We start from the raw sequence: 316 nt of genomic DNA, 5'->3' as shown, positions 1-316 counted from the left end.
CCAGATCAGCCTGGGCATCACGTCTGCTGTGGATGTAGACGGTCGCACCTTCGAGAACCTGCAACTGGGCGGCAACGCTTCGGTTCAAGTGACTGACACCACCGACGAAGTCGTGGCCAAGTTGACCGCGACCCCGTCGGTCACCGAAGGCGGTGAGATCACTTACACCATCACGCTGACCAACAAAGACGGCTTGCCGATCAATAACCACAGTGCATTGACCTTCACGCTGAGCGACGGCAAAACCGTCATCACTGTGCCGGCCAATGGCACCGTGGGCACTGCCACCGTGGCTGCCCCGGACAACGTCTACGTC

1 protein-coding gene is annotated in these 316 nt (G+C 59.8%); it reads left to right on the top strand.

The window, feature by feature from the left end; translation table 11 throughout:
* The coding region (locus tag I8746_RS27030) for an immunoglobulin-like domain-containing protein (RefSeq protein WP_221101237.1) at positions 1 to 316 on the top strand (316 nt) is incomplete at both ends.

The organism is Pseudomonas sp. USTB-Z (assembly GCF_019691255.1).
In the GTDB taxonomy this organism is placed as follows: Bacteria; Pseudomonadota; Gammaproteobacteria; order Pseudomonadales; family Pseudomonadaceae; genus Aquipseudomonas; species Aquipseudomonas alloputida.
This window is presented reverse-complemented; position numbering and strand designations above follow the sequence as displayed.